The organism is Enterococcus sp. 9E7_DIV0242 (genome assembly GCF_002140975.2).
Classification (GTDB): Bacteria; Bacillota; Bacilli; order Lactobacillales; family Enterococcaceae; genus Enterococcus_L; species Enterococcus_L clewellii.
In genome coordinates, this window is sequence record NZ_CP147247.1 from 3,049,340 (window position 1) to 3,065,245 (window position 15,906).

Consider the following 15,906-nt stretch of genomic DNA (forward strand, 5'->3'; position numbering starts at 1 on the left):
GGAATGATGAAATTGTTCAAGCAGTTAAATTGTTTCTTATTGATTTTAGGAAGCATTGCCCTGACTTTTTTGATCTCCTCACAGATGGCTCAGGCTACTGTTACAAATGGAAACATCCGTTACTTTGAAGGGGAGAAAGAAGTATCAGAAAGTTTTAGTTCTTCAGAGAGCAGCTCAACCGCAGAATCTAGTACCACGACGACAACTACGAGCAGCGCGACCACTGACAGTACAGCCACGGACACTACTACTACTACGAGTAGTGCCTATCCAACGAACAATACAAGTACAAGCAGTGATGGAGTAATCGTTAAGCCCGCAGGATCGTCCGGTGCAAGTGAATTTCTGAAAACAAACGACACGGTAAATTATATATTTGTAGTTGTCGGCGTTATATTTGTTCTAATTGCTGTTTATAATCTAAGAAAATCATAGGGGGAGAAAGTTATGAAATATTCAAAAATTTTATTATCAGCAGTTTTACTAGGTTCTAGCTTAGGTCTGGGAGTGACAGGATTTGCAGAAGATAAATCAACGGACGCTACAGTTGACTACACGACAGGTGGAATCACATTCGATCCAAATACTGGAGATGCGAGTGCTTCGTTACCAACAAATCTAAACTTTGGTTCTCATGCGATTCAGTCAAAAGTGGACGAAACTTGGGTTGCGACGACAGATGGTGTACAAGCTTCTCCGGTAACAACAGGGAGTGTAGCAATCAGCGACAATCGAGGAACGGATGGAACAGGCTGGACAGTAAAAGTTCTTCAAGCCGAACAATTCCAAGCTGGGTCAAATGAGTTGGCTGGAGCTGCCTTATCTATCGACGGTGGTGCGGTGACAAATAATGTCGGTTCTTTACCAACAGGTGCGAGCATTGCAAATAGCACGTTGGATCTTGAACTAGGAACAACAGCGGATGTATTGACTGCGAATGCGAATGAAGGTGCTGGTGAAACAGCATTGGCACTAAGCAAATTTGAACTGTTTGTACCGAAAAATACGAATAAGAAGCAAGCAAATTATCAAACGACTCTGAATTGGACATTCTCTGCTACACCATAGAAATAGATTAATTGGCTGGGATGAAATGCCAACGAGTCGGTTTCATCCCAGCATTTTTTAGGAATCAGCCTGAGGGGGAGAAAAAAACATGAACTATACATATAAAGCCATTATTACCGGATTCATTTTTTCACTATATCTTATTTTAGGAGTAGGTGTAGCTTCTCTGCCTGCTCAGGCTGAATCATTGGATAGCTTTGATGCAGTGATCCATGTTCCGGATGGTCAGTCGGAAAAGAATCTTTCTTATTTTGACCTGACATTGGAGCCTGGCAAAGAAGAAAATCTGATCGTTACTCTAACCAATAAAGGCGAAAAAGAACTTAAACTAAAAGCGTTGTTTAATCGAGCAGTAACGAATAGTGCCGGAGTTATTGAGTATTCCGGCATCAATGAAGATTCTTCTACGTCAGCACCGTATGATATTGAAAAACTTGTCAAGCTAAGTGATGCAGAGATCACCCTAGCGCCAAATGAATCAAAGGACATCACATTGAATGTTACTATGCCAAAGGACAAATTCTCAGGTGTACTGGCGGGTGGTGTGTATTTTGAAGAAATATCCACTGAAAAAGTGGAGGGCAATATCAAAAATGTATTTTCCAGAGAAATAGCTGTATTGCTGCGTTCAGATGCAGCCGAAGTGGCACCGGAGCTGACCATCAAAGAGGCCCGATCGGCTCAGGTCAATTACCGAAATGTTATCGAAACAGATATAGAAAATACATCGGCAGTCTATGTAAAAAACATAGAGATCGATTACAGCGTTCTTTTAGATGGCAAAGAGGTGGTTTCCGGTAAGAAAGAGAAACTGAGCATGGCACCGAATACTCAAATGCCCTTTCGTATTCCTTTTTCCGGAGAAGAATTTGGTGATGGCACTTATACAGTGAATGTCACCGTAAAGAACGATCAAGGCGAATGGACAGGCAGCCCAACCTTTGATGTGACGAAAAAAGAAGCTGACGACTATAACGAAAAAGATGTAACGGTTCAAAAAGCTGGATTTGACATACCTTGGTCAACCGTTGCTCTTGTAACAGTGCTACTTGTTTTAGGCGGCGTCACACTGCTGATGATCAATCGAAATAAAAAGCTGAAAAAACAACTAGCTAAGAAACGGAAAAAGAGAAAAAAACGCCCGACCTCTGTGCCGAAAAGTAATTAGGTCTGTGCTATGCAGCGTGGAGGATATCCGGAAATTAGAAGTATTTGTTTGTTCGCTATTAATATAGAAGCAAAGTTCCATATATGATTTTGACTCTAATACAAAAAAACGGGCCTGTGACATAAGTCATAGCTCTAAAAGCAAAAAACCTTATGAAACGACTGAAACCAGTTCATTTCATAAGTTTTTTTGGGTACAATAAAAGAGTACAGATTGCACTCCGTACTCTTCCCATTCTACTCCTCGAAAGGACTAAAATCATGCATACTTATTATAACATGAATCAACTAACTTTAGATATTACTACTTCCTATATTCCAAAAAAAGAGAATACGGCTTGGTTCATCAATGAACTAGTTGAATCGCTTCAAATCAGTGACCCTTATTTTTTTGGAAGACCTAGAGAATACGACTTAGCTGCTATGTTGAAATTAGTTTTATTTGCCTACACTCGTAGTGTGTTCAGTAGTCGTAAGATTGAACAACTGGCAGAAGAGAGCCTACCGGCTCGTTGGTTGACGCAAGAACAGCTACCTTCTTATCGGACAATTGCTCGTTTTAGGGTTTCTGTCGAAATAGAGAACCTACTTACTAAAGGGCTGGATTCATTGGTCGATTATCTGCGGAAATGTCAATTGATTGATGACGCAGTGTTTATTGATGGAACGAAAATTCTAGCCGATGCGAATAAATACAGCTTTGTCTGGAAAAAGAGCACCATTAAATTTGATCAGATGAATCGAGAGACCATTCTTCAGATGATGGCGTAATTGAAAGAAGCTTATCGAAACAAGCAAATCCCTGATGGTTCATCCCTCACGCTAGAGATGGTTGATGAAGTCATTACTCGAATGGAGCTGCGTCTTGAAGAGCTAGAGGAGAAAGTGAAGGAGACCAAGAAGGTCTCTCCTAACCCAGCGAAACAAGAACGGCGGACACTAAAATCACAGAAACGTAAGTTGATAGAACGGCGTGAAAGGATGGTTGAACACCAAACTCGACTGTCTATTTGTGGTACTCGAAATAGTTATTCAAAAACAGATCATGAGGCTACTTTTATGCGAGTCAAAGAAGACCCGATGAGAAATGGTCAATTAAAACCTGCCTATAATTTACAAATTGCGACCTGTAACCAGTTTGTGTTAGGCTATGACGTTTATCAAAATCCAACAGACACAAAAACACTGATTCCATTGTTGGAAAGAATGAACATAGCTGAACAAGAGAAGACATACCTTGTAGCAGATGCCGGCTACGGTTCTGAAAGAAACTATCGTTATTTGGAGGATGAGTTATCGACACATACTGCATTGATCCCTTATGGGACAATGCACAAAGAAAAAAGTCGTAAATGGCAAACGGATGAACGAAAAATAATAAACTGGATGTATCATGCAGAAGAAGACTATTACATTGACTCCAAAGGAGTTCGATTCAATTTTAATGCCTATCGAAAACGTCCTGATAAAGAGGGATTTGTACGAGATTTCAAAGAATATCAAGCAGAGAAGTATGATGAGAATAAACGGGTGATTCCAGAAGCTTTGACTCGAAAAGGAAACAGAAGAAAGATTACGGTCAATCCTTCGTGGGAATATTTTAAGGCAAAACAAAGAGAATTGCTTTCAACTTCAGAAACAAGTAAGATTTACGCGCGTCGAAAGATTGATGTGGAGACTGTTTTTGGAAGTATGAAAGCTTGTTTAGGTTTCACACGATACCATGTTCGAGGCTTGGCGAACGTCCGAAAGGAATCAGGCATCGTTGTCATGGCATTAAATATGATGAAACTGGCTGTCAGAGAGAAAAACAAAGGGCTAAAAATCAAAAAGAGAAGCGAACCAAAAAATTATTTTACAATTTTTTGGTTCGCTTCTTTTTGATAGGCTCTCACAATGAGTTATGTCACAGCCCCGTTTCGCTTGTTCTTATTTAGAAGAGTCTTCGGTTGCACTTGAAGAGTCAGATGTTTTTTCTGAAGAGTCGGTTGAAGATTCAGCTTTTGTTGATTCTTTTGTGCTTGAAGCTGCTGTGTCTTCTGTACTTGATTCTTCTGTTTGAATGTATTGTGATAATACATCTTTGAAGGCATCATCTTTGATTTTTACGTTTGCTTCTTTTAGCTCATCACTTACAACTTTTGCTTGGAAAGTAGAATCACTTGCTTTTGTAGTAGTAGCGATTTCTTTCAATTGGTCTTTGTAAGGGTCCATGTCATTTCCTTTAGCAGATGTTTTTGTCATCTTCACAAGGTAATAGCTTGTTTGGTAACCAGTGCTGTCAGTAACAGCGATAGCGTCACTTACTTCACCATTTTTCAGCTTGAATGCAGCTTCTTGTACAGCAGCAGGAACTTCTGTAGAGGTAGAATCAAATTTGACTTTACCGCCATCTTCTTTAGTTGCTGTATCTGTTGATTTTTCTTTTGCAATTTTCGTGAAGTCGCCGTCTTTGTCTAATTCAGCTTTGATTTCTTTTGCTTCATCTTCTGTAGCAACAGAGATGATTTGCGCTTCTACTTCTGGATGGAAAGAATCCCAAGCTGTTTTTAAGTCTTCGTCAGTGATATCGATATGAGACTCGATTCCAGCTTCAAAAGCAAGACTTTGCTTGATCAACGCTTTATAAGATTTTTGTGTGTAGCCGTATTGTTTCAAGTAGTCGTCAAAATTTTGACCTTGAGACTCAGCACTTTCTTTGATTTCATCAAATTTTGCATCAATATCTTTTGTTGATACTTTGTCGCCATATTTATCTTCAAATACTTTGTAGATAATCATGTTCGCAACTCTTGATTGGCTGTCACTGCTAACCTTTACTTCATTGTAAAAGTCTTCAACGGTGATTTTCGCACCTTTCATTGTAGCAATTTCATCTGAACTGCTTGAACATGCGGCTAAAGTAAAAATACTTAATACGCCTGCTGCAGCTAAAATCAGTTTTTTCTTCATTTGGTCAGCTCTCCTAAAAATAATAGTTTTTGTATGATTGTTTTATGTAGAAAAGAATTTCTCACGTTTATTACTATACCATAATCTTTGATATAAAAGAAACACTGAATTGAAGTTTCAAATAATTTTCGAAATTTGGACACATTTAGCTGAAAAAAGAGAATTGTGGTAAGTATATCTTTCTTTCATAATGAAAAAACCACCCATCCCAAAAGTGGACTTTTTTGGAATGAGTGGAAGTCTAGGCTTCTTTTTCTTCAGTCATTTCCGGCATCTCCGGTAACTCAGCTTGAATTTTATCTAACTGTTCTTGAATCTGCTCCAAGCGAGGCTCTGCCTGAAATTTGAAATTCTCAATGTCTTTATTTATTCCTTCAGCAAAAGGTGGGATAGTAGCTTCCGCTGTTTCTTGGAAGTCAGTCAGAGAAGCTTTGAATGTCGCCAATTTTTCATTGAAGTCATTGGTCAGATATTTCCAGTCATCCACTTCGTCCAGTATTTTTTCCTGTGTTTCTTTTCCGCTGCGTGGAGCAAGTAGAAGACCGCCCAAGCCACCGACAACAGAGCCGAACAGGATTCCTTTGAAAAAGCCCTTCATTATTCATTCACCTGCTTTGCAATTGTTTCAGCTATTTGCTGCAGCTCTTCACTTGAGTAGTTTTCCTGATTGTTCGGAAAGCGCATGGCAAATCCGTCATCCTTGCTGTAACGAGGAATCAAATGAATATGGGAATGGAAGACAGATTGATAGGCCAGCTCTTTGTTGTTATTGACAATATTCAATCCTTCCATCTCAGGGATAGCGCGTTCTAATGCTCGAGCTATTTTAGGGATTCGTGCAAAAACCTCTGAAGCTAAAGAGGAATCGTACTCGAAAATATCTGTGACATGTTTTTTCGGAACCACAAGGGTATGTCCTTTTGTCACTTGGCTGATATCTAGAAACGCATAGACGACCTCGTCTTCATATACTTTATAACTGGGAATTTCTTGATTGACAATTTTGCAAAAAATACAGTCTTCCATAGGAAACCTTCTTTCTTCGAAATTTCTTTTCTTCTACTTTACCATAACTCAACAAGAAAGTATAAGAACGAAACGAAGAAAGAAAAACTTTTCTTTTGGAATTGTTTTGTTTGTGGGCTAGGAAAAGAAACTATTCAGAAATGGCTAAGTAGGAGAAGTGAGGCTCTCTATCTTTAGCTACTGACAAAATGATTTTCCAGCTTCGTAAGTAGTTGAGTAAGCAGCTGATGCATACATGGAAATCTGAAAGAAAGATGCGTTGGAAATTTGCTTAGTAAAGCCACTTTGCCTGTCCATCATGTTATAATAGAAACATTAAAAAATTTGGAGGCAATCACATGAGCTTGAAAATTGAGCATTTAACAGGCGGCTACGGTCATGTTCCTGTTTTGAAAGATATAAACTTTGAAGTAAAGGCCGGTGAAATGGTTGGCCTGATTGGGCTGAACGGTGCCGGGAAAAGTACCACGATCAAGAATGTCATTGGCTTGCTAACTCCCCAAAAAGGGAAAATCTCAATAGATGATCAGACCTTGAGTCAGAATCCGGAAAGCTATCGCAAAAAAATCGGCTACATACCGGAAACTCCTTCATTATACGAAGAGCTAACATTAAAAGAACATATCGAGATTACCGCGATGGCATATGACATCCCTGTGGAGGAAGCGTTCAGACGCGCGGAGGTTTTGCTTAAGACCTTTCGATTGGAAAATAAGTTAGAATGGTTTCCGGCGCATTTTTCAAAAGGAATGAAGCAAAAGGTTATGGTTCTATGTGCATTCTTGATTGAGCCAAGTCTATATATCATCGATGAGCCATTTTTGGGGTTGGACCCTTTGGCGATCCATGCGCTTCTTGAACTGATGGATGAGATGCGTAACCAAGGTGCAGCTATTTTGATGTCCACGCATATCCTGGCAACAGCGGAAAAATACTGCGACCGATTTGTTGTCCTGCATGAAGGGGTCGTGCGTGCGATTGGATCGATGGATGATTTGCGTGCAGAATTTGATTTACCGGACTCTTCATTAGATGACATCTATCTTGCACTGACTAAGGAAGAAAAGGTGGGATAGTATGTCAGAAATGTATAAGCTGCGTTCGGCTCGTCATTTGAAAAAAATGATGAAATATATGCAGTATGTCTTCAATGATCATTTCGTGATCGTCTGTGTATTTTTGCTGGGAGGATTGGGATTTTACTATTCTGAGCTGCTAAAGAGCTTACCAGAGAACTTTGTCTGGGGGCGTCCCATCATTTTAGCGATTTGGCTGGCGGCATTACTGATTGGTCAATTGGCTACCTTGACACAAGAAGCGGATAAGGTTTTCATTCTGCCGAAAGAGGCAGATATGCCAAGCTATTTCAAACGAGCGTTTCGTCACTCCTTTATTTTACCAGCAGCAGCTATTTTATTGATAAGCGGTATGACAATGCCGTTGGTTGTTGTTTCTACAGGTGCCGAATTTTCCGTCTTCTTTGTTTATCTGCTGACGCTTCTTCTTTTGAAGGCGGCTCATTTAAGCTGGCAGGAATATGATTTGTATCAGATTTCGCTGAACGAAAGTCGCTTGTGGCAAGCAATCTGGTTTTTTGCAAGTGCAGGGACCTTAGCGATTGGGATGTATGTGAATCCTTTTATCGGGTTGGGACTTTCCATCATTATTCTGGGAATATTCACTGTTTTTCTGAAACAGAAAAAACAGCAGGTTTCTCTGGACTGGGAAAAAATGATCAAAAAAGAAAACAATCGAATGCACCGGATTTATCGCTTTATCCATTTGTTTACCGATGTTCCGGAAATCACAGGAAGCATCAAGCGGAGAAAGCTGTTTGATCCAATCTTGAATAGAATCAAAAAAGAAAATAAAAATACGTACCTCTATCTTTACGCTCGCAGCTTTTTGAGAGGCTCAGAGTACAGTGGGTTATTCTTGAGACTGTTGATTCTTGCCGGACTCATTCTATTTTTCTCAAAGGATTTTATCTTGTCGTTGATTGTCGCATTGGTATTTATCTATTTGTTAGGTTTCCAACTGATTCCGATTTATGCCCAATTTGACTATATGGTGATGACGCATCTTTATCCGACGCCTGTAAAACAGAAAAAGCAGGCAGTCAGCTATTTATTGAATGTTTTACTGATTATCGCCGCAGTGGTATTTGGGGTGATTACGTTGATTCAGCTACCGAATATACAAGAGGCGTTAGTGGTCATTGTTGCAATGGCTGCTGAAATCATTGGATTTACGAGGTTCTATGTTCCGCAACGTTTGAAAAAAATGGAGGAATGAGACATGAAAGTTCTATGGAATGACCAAATTGTTGATCGAAAAGAAGTAAGCATTGATATGGAGGACCGTGGCTATCAATATGGTGACGGACTATATGAAGTGATTCGTGTATACAATGGACAATTTTATATGGCGGATGAGCATATGACACGTCTATGGACTGGCGCAGAAAAAATCAAGCTGCATCTGCCTTTTACAAAGGAAGAACTATTGGGTCGCTTGCAGGAGCTGACTGCTGTAGAAAAAGTGACCGAAGGGAAGCTCTATCTGCAAGTCACACGCGGCATTGACTCACCTCGGAACCACGCATTACCTGATCCTAAAAAAGTAAAAGCTGTTTTAACAGCGAATATTATTCCGTATGATCGACCAGTAGAAAAACAAACCAAAGGGATTGCGGTCGGTATCGTACCGGATACTCGTTGGTTGCACTGTGATATCAAATCACTCAGCCTATTAGGCAATGTGATGGCGTTGGAGCATGCACGAAGTCGCGGCTTTGAGGATGCGGTCCAAATTCGAGAAGGTAAAGTAACAGAAGCTTCTGCGGCTAATTTTTGGATGGTCAAGGATGGGACGATTTACACACATCCAGATGGACAGTTGATCCTACCGGGAATCACCAAGCTGAAGCTTTTAGAAATCGCTGAAAAGCTTGGACTTCCAGTGAAGGAAGAAGCGTTTGATGAAGCAGCGCTGTTTACAGCGGATGAATGTTTTATCTCCGGATCGCTGATTGAGGTCGTTCCTGTGGTCAAAATCGAAGAGCATATCGTTGGTACGGGTCAGCCCGGTGCGATCACCATGCAGCTTCATCAGGAATATCTGGCAGAAGTTGCCCGTCATTGCTCGTAAAACTCTGTCGATCAAAAGTTGACAGACCGTGAAAAAACAAGTATAAATTTTATGAAGATACGTGAGTGGTACAAATGAGTATAAAGCAATTGTTTGTTCCATTCATCAGGTTTCATTGTACAGTTAAATAGACGACGGTTCAAAAGCGGCTTTCTTCCATCTAAGTTGGAGTCTTCGATTTTTGATCCGTCGTTTGTGTGAGTAAAGAGATAGACAAGGAAGTTTGAATAAACAATATTGAATAAGTGAGGAAAAAACATGCGTGTAAGAAAAAGACCAGGGGCAGAGGAATTACTGGCTGCACATCCAGAGTATGTCGTGGCAGGTCCGGAGCAATGGCAAGGGAAATGGCAGGAACGTTTTGGCAATGATCACCCGATCCATATTGAGATTGGTACAGGAAAGGGGCAATTTGTCGTTGGGATGGCAAAAGCCAATCCGGAGATCAATTATATTGGTATTGAGATGCAGGTCAGCGTCCTTTCGATTGCTTTAGAACGGGCATTAGAGGAGAAGCTGCCAAATTTACAGCTGCTTCATGTGAATGGGGAAGAACTGACTCAGTACTTTGCAGAGAATGAAGTGGATCAAATCTATTTGAACTTTTCTGATCCATGGCCAAAGAAACGTCATGAAAAGCGTCGGTTGACGTCCAAGAGTTTCTTGGCGGTAGATGAAAAGATCATAAAGCCAAATGGGGAGATTCATTTCAAAACGGATAACCGCGGCTTGTTTGAATATTCGTTGAGCAGTTTTTCAAAATACGGGATGATCCTTGAACAGGTCTGGCTGGATCTTCATGCAAGTCCTTATGAAGGAAATATCATGACCGAGTATGAAGAAAAGTTCTCCGCAAAAGGTCAACCGATCTATCGTGTGGAAGCACGTTTTCAATCAGAAGAAGTATAAGAGGATATAACAAAGAATCGACCGAGGTTGGGACAGAAGTGTTCAGCTTCAAGCAATAAGGCGGAATTCACGAAAATTGCCATGAATTTTTGTTGAATTTCGACTTATTGTCGAAGAAGTTGCTTCTGTCCCACCGTTTATTCGGTTTTAGGTGTTTAGAAGTGTGGGGGATTGAGTTATGTCCCACACTCGGTCGATTTTGTTTTTTGACTATTAGGAACTACTTGAGCTGGCTGCGGCATTTTGTTCTTCTTGTTTAACAAAGTCAATTGCGATCACCAATGAAATGATCGTATGCTCTAATGCTTCATCGTAGATATCGACCTCGAAGGAATCGCCCCAAGTGAACCACTTCTCTTCAATCGTTGCCACGACCTCGCCCTTACGAAGAATCTCAAAATTCTTGTTCCACCAATCCCCTTGAATCTCTAGCCCTTTGGCATCTATATGATACCGTGATTTGAAAAAAGTCAATTCTTTTTCGATAGTCAACGTTTCCTCACCGGCAATCTCGATGAAAAACTTTGGCAGAAAGCTGAAGACCTTTTTCGTGATGGTCCCGATCTGCTGACCATGAGTATCTGAAATTGTAAATGTTTTTGGAATCGATAGAAAGCTGCCTTCAACGAAGTATCTATCCTGCTCCAGCTCATCCTTAACAGTAAAATGCCCACCCAAGCTGAAAACTTTTTGCTTGATGAATAGTTTTTTCATATGTATTCCTCCTAATCAAACGCTGTAAAAAATGTGTTTCCTTACTATTTTTTTGACAACCCCTGGAATAATCAAAAAGAGAAAAAAGGATTCTATCAAGGTAGAAACCATTTTTTCTCTTCTTTTTAAAGGCGAGTAACATCGATGACTGTTCCAGTCTGAGCATCTGCAACAAAGGCATACTGAACCAGAGAACCGTCTTCTATGCGGGAAATCCCACCATTATATGTCTTTGAATGGATCGCGAACTTTCGCAGAGGCTTCTTCTCAAATTCGATCCAAGAGCCTTCGATCGGCCCTTCTTTCAAGAAAGCATCCTTTATCGTTTCCAGTACGAGATCGGCATCCAAGGTCCGGTTTCTTTGGAACCACAGGGTGGATAGAACACCGCCGACAACACCAAGCCCGGCACCTAAAGCCAGTCCGTTTTTAAAGTAACTCAATTCATTTTCTTCACCCATCAGGAACACCCTCCGTCTATTTCAAGTATTGATAGCTGTCTGTTATCCTATTTCTATTCTAACATAGTCTTATGAAAATAAAAAAATGTTCAATAAAATAATTTTGCGTTATAATAAATGAGATATCTCAAGAATGAGAGAAATAAGCGACATTGATTATTTTTATCGAAAATAATTTGTTTATTTCAAGGAAAAAACAAGGCGGGGGTCAAAGAAAATGGATGACAAAACATTTTTACGAATCAAGGAATTGACAGAACTTCAAGGAACTAGCGGGGCCGAAGAAGACGTTCGAGCATATATGAAGAAACACATGACGCCTTTAGTAGATGAAGTCCAGTATGATGGTCTAGGTGGTATTTTTGGGATCAAACGTGCCAAAGAAAGCGATGCACCACGAGTGATGATCGCGGCCCATTTGGATGAGGTTGGTTTTATGCTGACACAAATCAAGGACAATGGCTTATTTCGTGTCGTGCCTTTAGGCGGCTGGAACCCTTACGTTGTATCTGCACAGCGTTTTACATTGAAAACAGCGAAGGGCAACTATCCATGTATTTCTTCATCTATTCCTCCACATTTATTACGAGGAACAAATGGGCAGAAGCAACTGGAAGTGACCGATGTATTATTTGATGCCGGTTTTGAGTCAAAAGAAGAGGCAGAAAGCTTCGGCGTACGTCCGGGTGATACGATCGTACCTCAGAGCGAAACCATCAAAACAGCGAACGGCAAAAACATCATTGCGAAATCATGGGATAACCGTTATGGCTGTACCTTGGTATTGGAAGCTCTTGAAGCGCTGCAAAATGAAAGCTTGGGACATACACTGATTGCCGGTGCCAATGTACAGGAAGAGGTTGGACTGAGAGGTTCTAAACCGTCTGTTCATAAATTCAAACCAGACCTGTTTTTCGCAGTAGACTGTTCGGCTGCAGATGATATTCAGACAAAAAAAGAAACCTTTGGGCATTTAGGCGAAGGAACGCTGTTACGTATTTTCGATCCGGGCATGATTACCTTACCGCGTGTGCGTGAGTACCTACTGGATACAGCAGAAACGCACAATATCCCTTACCAGTACTTTGTATCAAAAGGTGGTACGGATGCGGGGGCAGCACATACAACGAACGATGGTGTGCCTAGCTCAGTGATCGGTGTCTGCGGACGTTATATCCATACCCATCAAACGATGTTCAGTATCAGAGACTTTGAAGCGGCGCGTGAAATGCTGATTCAAGTGCTGAAAGGCTTAGATAAGACAACGGTCAATACGATTATTTACGGAAAGTAGGAAGAACGAATGATCATACCAAAATCATTGGAAGAGCTGGCCGGGTATGTAGAAACCGGTAAAAATGTTTTCTTTTTTACTGCGGACTGGTGCGGAGACTGCCGCTTTATCAAGCCGGTGCTGCCTGAAATCGAAGCAGCATTTCCAGACTATCAATTTATAGAAGTCGATCGTGACGAGTTTATTGATGTCGCAGCAAAATGGAATATCTTTGGTATTCCTAGCTTTGTTGTTTTGGATAATGGCAAAGAGCTGGGGCGTCTGGTCAATAAAGATCGAAAAACAAAAGCGGAAATCACAGATTTTATACAGGGATTAACGGTCTAAGGCTTTAAACACTGTATACTGTTGAGAGTGACTGGGCTGTCAGTTGGCTGACAAAAGCCCGGTCATTTTTTGCCGGTTTCGGAGTCTAAAAATGCTAAGGAAGGGTAAGCTTGAAAGTATCAATGTGAAGCAGGATTTTCTAATTGCTGCGACATATAACAAAAATGAGTTGATGCTAAGCAGTACCTACTTAGGCACTCAATGCCTGGTCGAGTTCGTTTAGCTTTTATGAAGCGAATAGTTCGGGCCTTTGTGGTAAAACAGATAGGCAGATACGCGCTTTTTTGTTAAGATGGAACAGAATGAACAATGAGGAGGAGAACAAATGATTTTTTCATATAATAAAAGTCATGTCGGCGATGTACTATTGGTTATCGTAGCTGACGATCAAGGACAGGAGAATCATGTCAAACGTAAAGGGAATACTGCAAAGGTGACTGCGGAAGATGGGACCATCGTTGCGTGGAATATTTTTGAGGTATCTTCTATCTTAGGAGAAATCGAAGGACAAGGGCAGATTGAATTGTCTCAAGAACAACTTGACCAAGTGAATGAAGCAATTGCTAAAGATGGGTTTTCTGAAACGTTGACGCTTGATCCTGAACCGAAAATCGTGGTAGGTTTTGTTAAATCGTGCAAAAAGCACCCAGATTCCGATCACCTGTCTATTACTCAGACAGAAGTGGATAATGGAACTGTGCTGCAAATCGTTTGTGGTGCTCCGAATATCAAAGCAGGTCAGAAGGTAGTCGTAGCTAAACCAGGTGCAATGATGCCGGATGGTATGATGATTTGGCCTGGCAAGCTGCGTGGTGTGGAAAGTCTGGGAATGATTTGTTCAGCAAGAGAACTGAATGTACCTAATGCACCTGAGAAAAAAGGGATTTTGGAATTGCCATTTGATGCAACGGTTGGCGAACCTTTTTCAGCAGAATAAGAGAGACAAAAATAGAAAGAAGACGGTATTCGTTTGCCGTCTTCTTTCTGTTTTTTGTTCGTCAATGTTTCTAGCTTTTGGCGGTAGAAATAATGTTATCTTCCAGCTTCATCAGAAAGCGTTACTCTACTTAAAAAGACAGCTTCAGTTAGCTTGCTTGTTGACTGCGATAGATCGCGCGGCTTGGTCAGCTCTACATCATGTATTTTCGTTATGGTCAGTGAATTAGTTATAAAGGTTTTTCGGAAATCGATCAGGTATTCATTAACAGTGCAAGTATCCCCACGAGAAATCAGGTAATACTCAACAACCTTGAGTACGAATTCATAGCTGATACTGAAACGCTCAGCCAATTCCTTTAAGGAAGTATCCCCCTTGCGCCAAGAAAGGATAAATAAATCAAGTGGCAGCAATTCTTCATAGATGCTTCTCTGGATCGTCAGAAATTCAGGTGTATTTTCTTGCTCAAGCATAATCAAAAGCGCACTATCAAATAATAACTGCTTCTGGTAGCTTCCGTGAATGGCGCCGAATTCATGGACAAGTCGTTTACAGTAATTAGCCAGTTCATATATAGCACTATTCTTATGCTGAAGCAGCTGTTCGATACTGCTGTCGACTTCAAAAAAATCATAGCTAAATTGTTTTCTCAGGTTGGCAATTTTCAGGTCATAAACAAAACGAAAGATGGCATCGATATCTTCTCTAGGCAACTCATGCATGCTGGTCTGTAATTCTAACGCAAGATCACGAATTTCGTAAATGTTCCGATTGGTGAAGCTATCTAAGGTTGTTCGTCCAAAAAGTGTGTCGATCGATACTTGGAACAACTCAGAGAAGGCCATGATTTTTTCTGCGGGTGGCTGACTGATTCCCCGCTCCCAATTGGAAATGTTCATGACACGAACACCCAATTTTTCGGCAACTTCGGATTGGCTCATTTTTTGATGCGTGCGTAAGAAGCGAATGATTTCTCCAATTTGCATGATAAACCCCTTTCGATGACTGTGATAAGTGTCTGCTCATTTTTTTATAAATTACCAAATACAAAAAAAGGATAATAATGATGCTTTTTTATCTAATTTTTGTATAATTATATCGATTTAAAGTAAATTAGATAGTTCAAATAAATAAAAATAGTTTGTTGTTGTGGTTTAGAAAAAACGACATTTTCACGTTAGACAGGAATCTACGAGAAAGTCGCCAAAATAGTATCAAGCATATATTCGAGTTAACAATAAATGATTACTGATTTTTGAACTTGTTAGTATATAAGAGATAAGTGCGTAGCTAAATAATTATGTTGTCCGTTCAATCATACAAAAATGACAGATGTTATTTGTTCTGTTGCACCTTTTACAATGCCAATATTATAACAAGTAAATAATAGAAAGAACAAGAGAAAAAAGAAATTTTTTTGTTTTTTCCTCTTGTATATCACTTTTTAGAGAATAATCAAGGAAAATAACCATATTTTTGATCAAGACACGATGTTTTAAGGTATAATCCGGCACAAATCCAAGCGTGAAAGAAAAGCATTTTTTGAAATGAAAAGGCAGATTTACAACAAGGGATGATGGATTTACTCCAGCAAGCATATGTATTTTTAATCCGCAAGAGAGGTAGAAACCCTTATGAATCAGATAAACATGCCGATGAATGGATACTTAAGGGGGATAAGAACCTAGCGGATTAGCAGCATAGCTCAAGCTTCTTTTTATAGAGATCGAGCATAACGATATAACGATTAAATAACAGCATCCAATGCAGAAACTATGGATGATCAGAAAAAACAGCAGCAATAAAAAATAGTCAACGATTTTTTGATTTCAAGAAAAAGGACTTTGAGGACCAGCGCTACTTAGAGAGGAGCTGTTGAAAAATGAAATAGCAGGCTTTCC

The 15,906-nt window shown here is 40.2% G+C and carries 17 protein-coding genes and 1 pseudogene; 12 read left to right on the top strand and 6 right to left on the bottom strand.

The features are described from left to right. Positions 1–6 precede the first annotated feature (6 nt). The 4 genes and pseudogenes from A5888_RS14460 (at position 7) to A5888_RS14475 (ending at position 4,119) form a co-directional block, all read left to right on the top strand. On the top strand, positions 7–435 hold the full coding sequence (locus A5888_RS14460; protein WP_086348728.1) for a hypothetical protein: 429 nt from the start codon (positions 7–9) through the stop codon (positions 433–435). A 12-nt stretch (positions 436–447) separates the two neighbouring features. Continuing rightward, positions 448–1,068 carry a WxL domain-containing protein gene (locus A5888_RS14465; protein ID WP_086348729.1) on the top strand — a complete coding sequence of 207 codons (621 nt, stop codon included), beginning with the start codon at positions 448–450 and terminating at the stop codon, positions 1,066–1,068. An 88-nt stretch (positions 1,069–1,156) separates the two neighbouring features. After that, positions 1,157–2,236, top strand: a complete 1,080-nt coding sequence (locus A5888_RS14470) for a DUF916 and DUF3324 domain-containing protein (RefSeq protein WP_086348730.1) — start codon at positions 1,157–1,159, stop codon at positions 2,234–2,236. 260 nt (positions 2,237–2,496) lie between these two features. Then, positions 2,497–4,119, top strand: a pseudogene (locus A5888_RS14475) (IS1182 family transposase). Between the two features lie 45 nt (positions 4,120–4,164). On the opposite strand, the gene A5888_RS14480 reads toward A5888_RS14475, so the two are convergent. The 3 genes from A5888_RS14480 to A5888_RS14490 all read right to left on the bottom strand — a co-directional run bounded on the left by A5888_RS14480 (position 4,165) and on the right by A5888_RS14490 (position 6,213). Further along, entirely contained in the window at positions 4,165–5,187 is a 1,023-nt protein-coding gene (locus A5888_RS14480) for a peptidylprolyl isomerase (RefSeq protein ID WP_086348731.1), read from the bottom strand. Positions 5,188–5,428: 241 nt separating this feature from the next. Then, a complete protein-coding gene (locus A5888_RS14485; protein WP_086348732.1) occupies positions 5,429–5,788 on the bottom strand; it encodes a YtxH domain-containing protein in 360 nt (119 codons plus the stop codon). After that, positions 5,785–6,213 (bottom strand): HIT family protein, encoded by a 429-nt coding sequence (locus A5888_RS14490; protein WP_086348733.1) that lies wholly within the window; start codon positions 6,211–6,213, stop codon positions 5,785–5,787. The genes A5888_RS14485 and A5888_RS14490 overlap by 4 nt, the downstream gene beginning before the upstream one ends. A 338-nt stretch (positions 6,214–6,551) precedes the next feature. On the opposite strand from A5888_RS14490, the gene A5888_RS14495 reads away from it, so the two are divergent. The 4 genes from A5888_RS14495 (at position 6,552) to trmB (ending at position 10,272) form a co-directional block, all read left to right on the top strand. After that, positions 6,552–7,289 (top strand): ABC transporter ATP-binding protein, encoded by a 738-nt coding sequence (locus A5888_RS14495; protein ID WP_086348734.1) that lies wholly within the window; start codon positions 6,552–6,554, stop codon positions 7,287–7,289. Position 7,290: 1 nt separating this feature from the next. Then, complete coding sequence (locus A5888_RS14500) at positions 7,291–8,508, top strand: ABC transporter permease (RefSeq protein WP_086348735.1); 1,218 nt, start codon at positions 7,291–7,293, stop codon at positions 8,506–8,508. Positions 8,509–8,511: 3 nt separating this feature from the next. Continuing rightward, complete coding sequence (gene dat, locus A5888_RS14505; protein ID WP_086348736.1) at positions 8,512–9,363, top strand: D-amino-acid transaminase; 852 nt, start codon at positions 8,512–8,514, stop codon at positions 9,361–9,363. 258 nt (positions 9,364–9,621) lie between these two features. Further along, positions 9,622–10,272 (top strand): tRNA (guanosine(46)-N7)-methyltransferase TrmB, encoded by a 651-nt coding sequence (gene trmB, locus A5888_RS14510; RefSeq protein WP_086348737.1) that lies wholly within the window; start codon positions 9,622–9,624, stop codon positions 10,270–10,272. A 213-nt stretch (positions 10,273–10,485) separates the two neighbouring features. Here trmB and A5888_RS14515 read toward each other — a convergent pair whose 3' ends face one another. Both A5888_RS14515 and A5888_RS14520 read right to left on the bottom strand, forming a co-directional pair. Beyond that, the gene (locus A5888_RS14515; protein WP_086348738.1) at positions 10,486–10,986 is read right to left on the bottom strand and encodes an LURP-one-related/scramblase family protein; all 501 of its coding nucleotides are present in this window, start codon (positions 10,984–10,986) and stop codon (positions 10,486–10,488) included. 125 nt (positions 10,987–11,111) lie between these two features. After that, entirely contained in the window at positions 11,112–11,447 is a 336-nt protein-coding gene (locus A5888_RS14520) for a peptidase (protein WP_086348739.1), read from the bottom strand. 217 nt (positions 11,448–11,664) lie between these two features. On the opposite strand from A5888_RS14520, the gene pepA reads away from it, so the two are divergent. The 4 genes from pepA (at position 11,665) to ytpR (ending at position 14,005) form a co-directional block, all read left to right on the top strand. Then, a complete protein-coding gene (gene pepA, locus A5888_RS14525) occupies positions 11,665–12,741 on the top strand; it encodes a glutamyl aminopeptidase (RefSeq protein WP_086348740.1) in 1,077 nt (358 codons plus the stop codon). Positions 12,742–12,750: 9 nt separating this feature from the next. After that, positions 12,751–13,068, top strand: a complete 318-nt coding sequence (locus A5888_RS14530; protein ID WP_086348741.1) for a thioredoxin family protein — start codon at positions 12,751–12,753, stop codon at positions 13,066–13,068. 91 nt (positions 13,069–13,159) lie between these two features. Beyond that, entirely contained in the window at positions 13,160–13,291 is a 132-nt protein-coding gene (locus A5888_RS14535; RefSeq protein ID WP_283160587.1) for a hypothetical protein, read from the top strand. A 102-nt stretch (positions 13,292–13,393) separates the two neighbouring features. Then, positions 13,394–14,005, top strand: a complete 612-nt coding sequence (gene ytpR, locus A5888_RS14540; protein ID WP_086348742.1) for a YtpR family tRNA-binding protein — start codon at positions 13,394–13,396, stop codon at positions 14,003–14,005. 95 nt (positions 14,006–14,100) lie between these two features. On the opposite strand, the gene A5888_RS14545 is transcribed toward ytpR, so the two are convergent. Beyond that, positions 14,101–14,991 carry a helix-turn-helix domain-containing protein gene (locus tag A5888_RS14545; RefSeq protein ID WP_086348743.1) on the bottom strand — a complete coding sequence of 297 codons (891 nt, stop codon included), beginning with the start codon at positions 14,989–14,991 and terminating at the stop codon, positions 14,101–14,103. Positions 14,992–15,906: the final 915 nt, after the last annotated feature.

Bases quoted from the DNA above. Each gene is read 5' to 3' on its own strand.
- A5888_RS14500 (WP_086348735.1), top strand. From the start codon at position 7,291: ATGTCAGAAATGTATAAGCTGCGTTCGGCTCGTCATTTGAAAAAAATG.
- A5888_RS14535 (WP_283160587.1), top strand. From the start codon at position 13,160: ATGCTAAGGAAGGGTAAGCTTGAAAGTATCAATGTGAAGCAGGATTTT.
- A5888_RS14465 (WP_086348729.1), top strand. From the start codon at position 448: ATGAAATATTCAAAAATTTTATTATCAGCAGTTTTACTAGGTTCTAGC.
- A5888_RS14495 (WP_086348734.1), top strand. From the start codon at position 6,552: ATGAGCTTGAAAATTGAGCATTTAACAGGCGGCTACGGTCATGTTCCT.
- A5888_RS14490 (WP_086348733.1), bottom strand. From the start codon at position 6,213: ATGGAAGACTGTATTTTTTGCAAAATTGTCAATCAAGAAATTCCCAGT.
- A5888_RS14515 (WP_086348738.1), bottom strand. From the start codon at position 10,986: ATGAAAAAACTATTCATCAAGCAAAAAGTTTTCAGCTTGGGTGGGCAT.
- A5888_RS14480 (WP_086348731.1), bottom strand. From the start codon at position 5,187: ATGAAGAAAAAACTGATTTTAGCTGCAGCAGGCGTATTAAGTATTTTT.
- A5888_RS14545 (WP_086348743.1), bottom strand. From the start codon at position 14,991: ATGCAAATTGGAGAAATCATTCGCTTCTTACGCACGCATCAAAAAATG.
- A5888_RS14460 (WP_086348728.1), top strand. From the start codon at position 7: ATGAAATTGTTCAAGCAGTTAAATTGTTTCTTATTGATTTTAGGAAGC.
- pepA (WP_086348740.1), top strand. From the start codon at position 11,665: ATGGATGACAAAACATTTTTACGAATCAAGGAATTGACAGAACTTCAA.
- ytpR (WP_086348742.1), top strand. From the start codon at position 13,394: ATGATTTTTTCATATAATAAAAGTCATGTCGGCGATGTACTATTGGTT.
- A5888_RS14520 (WP_086348739.1), bottom strand. From the start codon at position 11,447: ATGGGTGAAGAAAATGAATTGAGTTACTTTAAAAACGGACTGGCTTTA.
- A5888_RS14470 (WP_086348730.1), top strand. From the start codon at position 1,157: ATGAACTATACATATAAAGCCATTATTACCGGATTCATTTTTTCACTA.
- A5888_RS14530 (WP_086348741.1), top strand. From the start codon at position 12,751: ATGATCATACCAAAATCATTGGAAGAGCTGGCCGGGTATGTAGAAACC.
- trmB (WP_086348737.1), top strand. From the start codon at position 9,622: ATGCGTGTAAGAAAAAGACCAGGGGCAGAGGAATTACTGGCTGCACAT.
- dat (WP_086348736.1), top strand. From the start codon at position 8,512: ATGAAAGTTCTATGGAATGACCAAATTGTTGATCGAAAAGAAGTAAGC.